9 protein-coding genes are annotated in these 8,595 nt (G+C 73.3%); 3 read left to right on the top strand and 6 right to left on the bottom strand.

Annotation, left to right across the window (positions count from 1 at the left end; translation table 11 throughout):
* Positions 1-293: 293 nt before the first annotated feature.
* Entirely contained in the window at positions 294-941 is a 648-nt protein-coding gene (locus GTQ99_RS15690; RefSeq protein WP_166616671.1) for a TetR family transcriptional regulator, read from the bottom strand.
* Positions 942-1,038: 97 nt separating this feature from the next.
* On the opposite strand from GTQ99_RS15690, the gene GTQ99_RS15685 reads away from it, so the two are divergent.
* Positions 1,039-1,995 (top strand): alpha/beta hydrolase, encoded by a 957-nt coding sequence (locus GTQ99_RS15685; RefSeq protein ID WP_166616670.1) that lies wholly within the window; start codon positions 1,039-1,041, stop codon positions 1,993-1,995.
* A gap of 211 nt (positions 1,996-2,206) precedes the next feature.
* Here GTQ99_RS15685 and GTQ99_RS15680 read toward each other — a convergent pair whose 3' ends face one another.
* The 3 genes from GTQ99_RS15680 to GTQ99_RS15670 form a co-directional block, all read right to left on the bottom strand.
* The gene (locus tag GTQ99_RS15680) at positions 2,207-3,577 is read right to left on the bottom strand and encodes an FAD-binding oxidoreductase (protein WP_166616669.1); all 1,371 of its coding nucleotides are present in this window, start codon (positions 3,575-3,577) and stop codon (positions 2,207-2,209) included.
* 137 nt (positions 3,578-3,714) lie between these two features.
* The gene (locus GTQ99_RS15675) at positions 3,715-4,665 is read right to left on the bottom strand and encodes an NmrA family NAD(P)-binding protein (protein WP_166616668.1); all 951 of its coding nucleotides are present in this window, start codon (positions 4,663-4,665) and stop codon (positions 3,715-3,717) included.
* A gap of 52 nt (positions 4,666-4,717) precedes the next feature.
* A complete protein-coding gene (locus tag GTQ99_RS15670) occupies positions 4,718-5,689 on the bottom strand; it encodes an NADP-dependent oxidoreductase (RefSeq protein ID WP_166616667.1) in 972 nt (323 codons plus the stop codon).
* 351 nt (positions 5,690-6,040) lie between these two features.
* On the opposite strand from GTQ99_RS15670, the gene GTQ99_RS15665 reads away from it, so the two are divergent.
* Positions 6,041-6,952, top strand: a complete 912-nt coding sequence (locus GTQ99_RS15665) for an MmyB family transcriptional regulator (RefSeq protein ID WP_166616666.1) — start codon at positions 6,041-6,043, stop codon at positions 6,950-6,952.
* A 142-nt stretch (positions 6,953-7,094) separates the two neighbouring features.
* Positions 7,095-7,709, top strand: a complete 615-nt coding sequence (locus GTQ99_RS15660; RefSeq protein WP_166616665.1) for a TetR/AcrR family transcriptional regulator C-terminal domain-containing protein — start codon at positions 7,095-7,097, stop codon at positions 7,707-7,709.
* Between the two features lie 29 nt (positions 7,710-7,738).
* Here GTQ99_RS15660 and GTQ99_RS15655 read toward each other — a convergent pair whose 3' ends face one another.
* Together GTQ99_RS15655 and GTQ99_RS15650 are read right to left on the bottom strand one after the other, a co-directional pair.
* Positions 7,739-8,173 carry a nitroreductase family deazaflavin-dependent oxidoreductase gene (locus tag GTQ99_RS15655; RefSeq protein ID WP_166616664.1) on the bottom strand — a complete coding sequence of 145 codons (435 nt, stop codon included), beginning with the start codon at positions 8,171-8,173 and terminating at the stop codon, positions 7,739-7,741.
* A gap of 168 nt (positions 8,174-8,341) precedes the next feature.
* Positions 8,342-8,595: zinc-binding dehydrogenase (locus tag GTQ99_RS15650; RefSeq protein WP_166616663.1), on the bottom strand; the 254-nt coding region annotated here is incomplete at its 5' end.

Raw genomic sequence — 8,595 nt, 5'->3', positions numbered from 1 at the left:
GCCGTCCAGCGGGATGCTCCACGGCGCGAGGTCGGCGCTGCCGTCGTCGCAGCCGGCGCAGGCGGGCACGGAGGTGGAGCCGTCCAGGGCCGGGTTGGCGCCGTCCGGTGCCCAGGCCAGGTGCCCAGGTCAGGTGCCCAGGTCAGGTGCCTCCCGCGCACGGGTTCCGGCCTGGGGCACCTGCACCGGCTCCGAGCGGAGCAGTCGCGGTTCGACCCATCCACCGGGGTCATCGGTCATCGGATCCTTCGATGGGGGGTGCGGCTGAACGTCGCACCGCGCCGATCGAGGTGTCAGCTGCTCGGGTGCGCCGGTCCGCCGGCCCGCCGACCCGGCCGGGGCCGGACGGTTCGTCCCTGGCGGAGGGGGTCAGCTGTCGGGGTCCGGCACCCGGCGAGGAGGCGGGCCACCATCTGCCTCGCCTCGTCCTTGCCGTAGCCCGGGCCGGGGATCGACAGGTTCCCCACCGCGCGCAGCAGGGTGAGCGCGCTGACGTCCGGGGCGACCTCGCCGGCCTCCTGGCCGGCCGCGAGCAGGGACGCGCAGGCCGGGACCAGTTCGTCGAGTATCATCGCGTGCAGGCTCGCCAGGCCGGGGTCCTCCGAGAGCAGGGCTTCGCTGAGGCCGTGCTTGGTCACCAGGAAGTCCACGAAGGCCGCCATCCACCGCTCCAGCGCCTCCACCGCGGGGATCGGCTGCCCGCGCAACGCCGCCGCGAGGGCCGTGCACTCGTGGACCTGGTGGCGGTAGACGGCGCTGACGAGGTCCGCGCGGGTGGGGAAGTGGCGGTAGAGCGTGCCCACGCCCACCCCGGCGCGCTCGGCGATGTCGCGCACGGGCGCCTGCACGCCGCGCTCGACGAACGCCGCCGTCGCCGCGGTCAGCAGCGCCTCGCGGCTGCGTCGCACGCCGGCCTGGCGCACTCCGGTCGTGGGGGTCACCACGGCCTCCCTTGCTCGCGGAACAGTGTTCCGCTAACTTTGGCGGAACGATGCTCCGCCAGTGTGGCAGAGCCGACTCCTCCGCGAAGGACATCCCGTGCCCCAAGCCCTCGACCGCCGGCTCATCGCGGTCAAGCCCATCACCGTGCCCACCACCGGCCGCGGCGTCCACCGCGACATCGAGCGCGGCACCGAGCGCGGCATCCCCCTGCAGGTGAAGGTCACCGCACCCGTCGACGGCACCGACCTGCCCGTTCTCGTCTTCTCCCACGGCAACGCCTGGTCCATGGACGGCTACGGACCCCTCGTGGACCGCTGGGCCGCCGCCGGCTTCGTCGTCGTCCAGCCCACCCACCTGGACTCCCGCCGCCACGGCATCGGCCTCGACGACCCCCGCTTCGCCACCATCTGGCGAATCCGCATCGCCGACCTGCACGCCGTCCTGGACCACCTCGACGACATCCTCGATGGGGCCGATGACCACGTCCCCGGCCTGTCCGCCCGCGTGGACGCGAGCCGCGTCGCCGTCGTCGGGCACTCCTGGGGCGGGCAGAGCGCCGCCGCTCTGCTCGGAGCCCGGGTCCTGAACGCCGAGGGCACCCCCGGCGAGGACTTCACCCACCCGTCGGTCACAGCCGGCGCGCTGATCGCCACCACCGGCACCGGCGACACCCTGACCCCGTTCGCGCTGGAGCACCTGCCGTTCATGCGCCCGGACTACACCACCATGAGCACCCCCGCCCTGGTCGTCGCCGGCGGCGAGGACCGCTCGGCCATGTCCACCCGCGGACCGGACTGGTTCACCGACGCCTACCACCTCAGCCCCGCCCCCAAGCGGCTGCTGACCATCGCCGACGGCGAGCACACCTTGGGCGGCATCGCCGGCGAAGCCGTGCGCGAGACCAGCGACGAGGACCCCGAGCGCGTCGCCCTGGTCGCCGATGCCGTGGCCGCCTACCTGCTCGACGTCCTCGGCGACGACACCAGCGCCTGGCAGGACCTGAGGCAGCGGGCCTCAGTCAGTTCGGGCGCGTTCAGCATCGACAGCAAGTAGCTCTTCCGCGGACCGTGGGCACCGCCGGCACCGTGCGGTGCCGCGCGGCAGCGACGGAGGAGGTGTTCCCACGCTCGCCGACGCCACCGCGACCCCGGCGGGCGTGAACGGGTGGAGCACGACGCTGCCTCCAGGTCATCGAGTTCGAGCGCAGCGGATCCACTTCTCCCGCTCCTGCCACAGCTGGCCGTCGACGTGCTCCTGGGAGGCGTCACCCGAGCAGGCGTGAGCGGCGGATGCGGGCGCTCGGGTCGACGGCGGCAGCGGCCGCGGCCGCCCGCGCCCGCACCCCCGGCGCCAGCGCCTGCGGCACGCTTGCTGCGCCTTCGACCCACGAGCCCGGTGTCGTGCCGGCGTCGGCGCTCGACCACACCGAGCGTGCTCGTGCGAACGCTGCCTCGATGCGGTCGCGGGGAATGAGGTTCAGCGGTGCGACCGCGTGGTAGATGAAGTCGCCCGGCGCTGTGGTGACCGCGCCCGGGCGCCGCGTCGGGGCGCCGGCTACGTGACGGATCTCCATCATCACCACGCCCGCGTCATCATCGGCGGCGGTGGCCAGAAGCGCTGCGGCGATGTCGGGGGTCGAGGCGTCCAGCCACCGCGCATCGCCGACGGCGGGGGTCGCCGTCGGGGGGTCGAGGTGGATGCGTGCGAGTCCTGCCGCGTCGGTGGGGCCCCAGGTGTCGAGCACGGGTGGCGCCACCGCCCGCATCGCCTCCAGCAGCGGGGCCGCCGCATCGGGGCCGTCGGGATCGGCGATGGCCAGGTGCACGGCGACCTTCCCGTGCAGTGCCTGGGGGAAGGGGGGCAGCGGTGGCACGTGGAGCACGGCGATGCTGGACGAGACGCTGGTGGCCAGCGTTAGGAGGGTGTGTGACCACGCCGAGACGAGGTCGGGCAGCGCGTCGGCGTGCCACAGCAACGCCCCGGCGTGCAGGTCCGGTGCCGGCACGAGGTCGATCTCCAGGGTGTGGGCGATACCGACCCCGCCGGCGCCGCGGAAGGCCCAGATCGCGTCGCGGTCGACATCGTCGCCAGCATCGTCGGCCGCGGTGCGGAAGTGACCACTACCGTCGACGTAGTGGACGGCGCGCAGCCCCCCGCTGGCCAGACCATCGCGCCGGACCAGCCAGCCGATGCCGCCGCCGAAGGTGTATCCGGAGACCGAGACGGTGGGCGCGGAGCCGGCGAGCCCGAGCAGGCCGTGCCGCTCAGCGGCGGCGTTGACCGCGGCCCAGGTCGCCCCGGCGCCGACCACGGCGGTGCGTGCCTCAGGGTCGATGACGACGTCGGTGAGCTGGGAGGTGTCCAAGAGCACCGCCGAGTTCTCCACCGGCGCTCCGGCGCCGTGACCGGTGGCCTGCGGCACGACCTCGAGGCGGCTGCCGAGGGAGCGCTCGAGCGCGGCGACCTCGGCCAGCGCGGCCGCGAGGTCCTGCGGGTGGGAGGCGGCGGCAACGCGAACGGGCCGCTGCTGCACGGAGGAGTTGTGGGGCTGCGTCGCGGCGGTGTAAGCCTGCGAATCGGCCGCGACGAGCAGGCGCGGCGACGCGGACGCGTCGTGGTTGAGGATCGTGGACATCCGGAGCTCCTGAAGTCGAGACGGGCAGGTTGAGGTCGAGACGGTTGCATTGAGGTCGGGACGGTTGAGCCGAGGCCGAGACGTTCAAGCTGGGGCTCAGGCGGCTGACTCAGGTCGCCGGCCGACGCGTGCAGCTCTCAGCGGGTGAGCCGGGCCCGGTGGGCGGTGAGAAAACCGATCAAGTTCAGGTGTCCGGGGTTGACCGCGTGCGCGGCGGTCAGGTCGCGGCGCCCGTTGTAGGCCTCAGGGAAGTCGGCGTAGTACTGGAACATGTTCCCCAGCTCTTCGGCACCGGGGACGGGGAAAGCGCGGAACTGCGCCGGGGTCAGCGGCCGGTAAGCCACCTGCTCGCCGAGCACTGCACTGAACGCCGCGGCCATTTGCTCGCCGGTGAGGACATCGCTGACGGCGGGGACGGTGGCGCCGATGGCGGACGGGTCCTGCAGCACGCGCAGCACGACGCGGCCGATGTCGTCGGAGGCGATGCCGGCCACCGGAGCGTCCCCCACGGGCAGGTGCAGCGCGAGGGTTCCGTCCTCGTCGCGCTGGGGCGCGAGGTCGCCGAGCAGCTGGTCCCAGTAGAAGGACATCAACAGGTAGGTCACCGGCAGTCCCGACGCGGCGAAGAGCGCGTCGGCCTCACCGCCCTTGACGTCGAAGTGCGGCACCCGGTACTCCTCGCCGCGGCCGTCGCGAATGACGGGCATGCGCTGATCGTCGGCGGCGATGGCCTGGCGGGTGTCCTCCAGCGTTGACCACAGCACGCGCTGCAGCTGGGCGCCGCGGGCGGCGGCGATGAGGGTACGCACCTCGGTCAGCTCCCGTTCAGGGGAGCGGTGTTCCCAGAACGGGGTGACCAGGAACGCGCCGTGCGCGCCGTCGAACGCCTTTCGCAGGCTGTCCTCGTCGCTCAGCTCCGCCTCGACCACCTCGATGCCGAGGTCGGCGAGGGCCTGCGCTCGGGCGGAGGTGGCATCACGAGTGACGGCGCGGACGGCGAAGGTGCCGTCGGCCTGCAGGGCGCGCGCGACCGCGCCGCCCTGGGTCCCGGTGGCACCGATGACGGTGATGAGCTGCTGGTTGGACACGGGTTCCTCCTGGGTGGAGTGGTGGGTGGAGTGGTGGCTGGAGCGGTGAGGGCTAGGCCGGGGGGACGAGGACGACGACCTTGCCCAGCGGCAGCGCGCCGGCGTGGGCCCGGGCGTGCAGGGCGGGCAGGTCGGCCAGCGCCACCCGCTCAGCGACGTTGACGAGCAGCTCGCCAGTGCTCACGCGGGCGACCAGGTCGGCGAGCTGGTCGGCGTCGCTGCGTACGGACAGGTTCACGCCCTGCACACCCCGCTCCTCGTCGCAGGGGATGGGCATCCACGCGGTGGTGCTCACGAGCCTGCCGCCGTCGCGGATCAACGGAACCATCGCGGCCAGCTGTTCCGCACCGATCGGTGCGAGGTTCAGGACGAGGTCGACGGGTTCGACCACCGCGTGTGCGACGTCGACGAGCACGTGGTTCAGCGTGTGGTCAAGCGTGTGGACGGTGCCCTCGTCGCTGCCCGCGGCCTTGACCCGGACGGCGCTGCTCGGGGTGGCCGTGACGAGCACCTGTGCACCGGTCTCCACGGCCAACTGCACGACGTACCCGCCGACCGCTCCACCGACCCCGTTGATCAGCACTCGCTGCCCGGCCATGAGGCCGCCGTGGTCGAACAGTGCCTGCCAGGCGGTCAGGCCCACCAGCGGCAGAGCCGCCAGATCCGCCAGCGGAAGCCTGCGGGGCACCCCCGCCAGGACCTGCGCCGGGGCGAGCACGTGCTGCGCTGCCGCCCCGGGCGCCGTCATCGGCAGGAGGCCGACCACCCGGTCACCGATGCTGATCTCATCCACGCCGGGACCGAGGGCGTCGACGGTACCGGCGACGTCGAGACCCGGGGTGTGCGGCAGCCGGAGCGGTGACCTGTCGCGCAGGTCGCCGGCCCGGAGGGTGACGTCGAGGCCGTTGAAGGACGTGGCGGCGACGCGGATCCGCACCTGCCCCACGCCGGGGACGGGCGGCTCGACGTCCTCGTGGCGCAGGACCTCAGGACCACCGAAGTCGTGGAAGCGCACCGCCTTCATGATCGAACCTGCTCTCGTGGGTGTGCTGTCGTCGTGCTCGTCGTGGGGACGTGACCCAAGGTGGCAGGCTTCGACGCGCTCATCCTGGGCCGAGCTGGCCCACCTTGAAGCCCGCTCGGTGCCACGGGTGAAGCCCGCTCGGTGCCACGGGTGAAGCCCGCTCGGTGCCACGGGTGAAGCCCGCTCGGTGCCACCGGTGAAGCCCGCTCGGTCCCGCCGGTGAGGACCACTCGGGTTCAGCGGGTGTGAGTAGGGCGCGGTGCGTCGCTCGCGGCGGTCAGCAGCAATGACCTGCGCCGTCGGCCTAGAGGAGACCTACACTGTCGGTCGATTTTCTGCCACACTCGCGCCGTGCAACACCTCGAGTTCGGCGCCGCGGTGCGCCACCTGCGGGAGACGACCGCCCCCGAGGCGGTCGGGCTGGCGCCGGGCGGGCGGCGCGTGCGCGGGCTGCGGCGCGAGGAGCTCGGTGAGCTGGCGGGGATGTCCGCGGACTACGTCCGCCGGCTGGAGCAGGGCCGCAGCCACCCCTCGGCGGGCGTGGTGAACGCCATCGCCCGGGCGCTGCGGGTCGGGCGGGCCGACTACGAGCGGCTGTGTGCGCTGGCCGGCTACGCCGCCGCCGAGGGGCAGGTGCCCACCGACCTCGGCCCGGGCGCGCGGCGGCTGCTGGAGCGCTTCGCCGACACCCCGATGATCGTCTCCGATGCGGCGATGAACGTCGTCGCGACCAACAGCGCCTTCCTGGCCCTGGAGCACTGGAACCCCACGGGGGAGCGCTGGGAGTGGAACGTCGCCTGGCGCTCGTTCTGCGACCCTTTCGAGGCCTTCAGGCAGTCCGCGGCCGACGCGGACGAGCACGAGGCGGTCCTGGTGACCCAGCTGCGCAGCTCGCTGCTGCGCTACCCCAATGATGCGTCGCTGGCCGCCCTAGTCGACGATCTGCGCACCCGCAGCCGCCGCTTCGAGGCCTTGTGGCGCGCACCGCGACCGGTGGCGGCCTACGAGAGCAGCGCGAGCTTCACGCAGTCCGACGGGGACTCACTCACGCTGGTGGGTAACCTCATCGCCATCCCCGGCGACGACCTGGCCGCCGTGATGCTGACGGCGGCGCCAGGCTCAGCCGACGAGGCCCGGCTGGCGGAGCTGGTCGACGCGAGCGAGGGGCGGGCGGTGGTGGATGTGGCCCATGAGCAGGGCCGGCCGGTAGGCCGGGAGGACGGCTGGAAGGTGGGCCAGTCCGACCGAGGCTCAGCGCACTAGGACCTGCGCCGTTGAGCGCGCCGTTGAGCGCGCCGTTGAGCGCGTCACCGTGACGCTCACGCCGGGACCCGGTTCGCACGGGTTCACTCCGTAGGACGGGCCCGCACTGCTGCACGAGCAGTGAGCCCCTACGCTCACCCCCGTGGCACCACTGACGCGAGGCCGCATTCTCGCGGCGGCCGTGGCCATGGCCGACCGCGAGGGCTTGGAAGCGGTCACCATGCGGCGGATCGCCACCGTCCTCGGCGTGCACGTGACCTCGCTGTACAACCACGTGGACACCCGCGAGGCGGTGAGCGACGGCATCGTGGAGGTCCTCTTCGACGAGGCGGACCTGCCCTCGCAGCCGCTGGGCTGGGAGGCGTGGGTGCGCCGCTTCCACGCCGCGATGGCTGATCTGGCGCTGCGACACCCCGGTGCCTACGCCGTCCTGATGCGCCGGCCCGTGCAGGGCCCGCGCGCGGCTGCGTCCTTCGAGCTCGCGCTGGCCGCCTTCCGCGCGGCGGGACTGGAGCCGCAGGACGCCTACGGCGCAGTGAAGATCGCCGTGCACGCTGCGCTCACCGCCGGGCTCGAGCGCAGCCTGGAGGCTCAGGACCCGCCGCCGGAGACGGACATCGAGGCGCTCCCGGCGGCGGACTTCCCGCAGTTCCGAGCCCTGCGCGGCATCGAGGATCCCACGGTGTCCTGGGACTTCGGCCTCGAGACGGTGGTAGCGGGCCTGCGGGTGCAGATCGCCGAGCGCGCCACCCGCTGACTGCTGCCGGTCCGCGCGGCCGAGGCCCGTCAGCCGCCGAGGCCCGTCAGCTCCAGCACCGGGATGGTGCGCACACCCCGGGTCTGCTCCGCGTAACCCGCGAAGCCGGGGAAGCGGCGGGCCTGCTCGGCGTACACCGCCTCCCGCTCACCGCCGGTCAGCTCGCGCACGGAGACCGGAAAGGTCCGCGTGCCCCGCTCGATGCGGGCGCTGCCTGCGGCCGTGAGGTTGTGGTACCAGTTCGGGTTCGCCGGTGCGCCGCCGTTGGAGGCGAAGACGTAGACGGTGTCCTCGTCGCCCTCGGCGGGCAGGTACATCATCGGAGTGACGAACTCCTTGCCGCTCTTGCGGCCGGTGTGGTGCAGCAGGACCATCGGCGCGTCGGTGAAGGGGCCGCCCACGCGGCCGCCGTTCGCGCGGAAGTCGGCGATGATCCGCTGGTTGACGTCGTCCGGGTCGCTCATGGTGGTCTCCTCGCTCATCGTCGCCGGCGCTGTGCCGGTCCGGTCTGCGTCGCGGACGGCCGCGACGTCCGCGGTGAACGCCCCGCTAGGCCCCACCCGCTGCCGCACCCGCTGCCGGTGCACCCGGCGCGGAGATCCGCGCCGGGAGCGTGCGACTCCTGCGGGTTCTCACTCGGGCAGGACGACGACCTTGCCGGCGATGCGCCCGGCGGCGGCTTCGGCGTGCAGGGCGGGCAGCTGGGCCAGCGGGATGCGGCGGGTGACCTCCACGTGCAGCTGCCCGGCGTCCACCAGGGAGACCAGCTCGGCCAGGCGCTCGCGGTTCGGGCGCACGAAGACGGTGACCGCGCGCACCCCGCGGGTCTCGTCGCCGGGGGTGGTCATGAAGGCGGTGGTGCTGACGACCGTGCCGCCGTCGCGCA

This window comes from Kineococcus vitellinus (assembly GCF_009906315.1).
Classification (GTDB): domain Bacteria; phylum Actinomycetota; class Actinomycetes; order Actinomycetales; family Kineococcaceae; genus Kineococcus; species Kineococcus vitellinus.
This window is presented reverse-complemented; position numbering and strand designations above follow the sequence as displayed.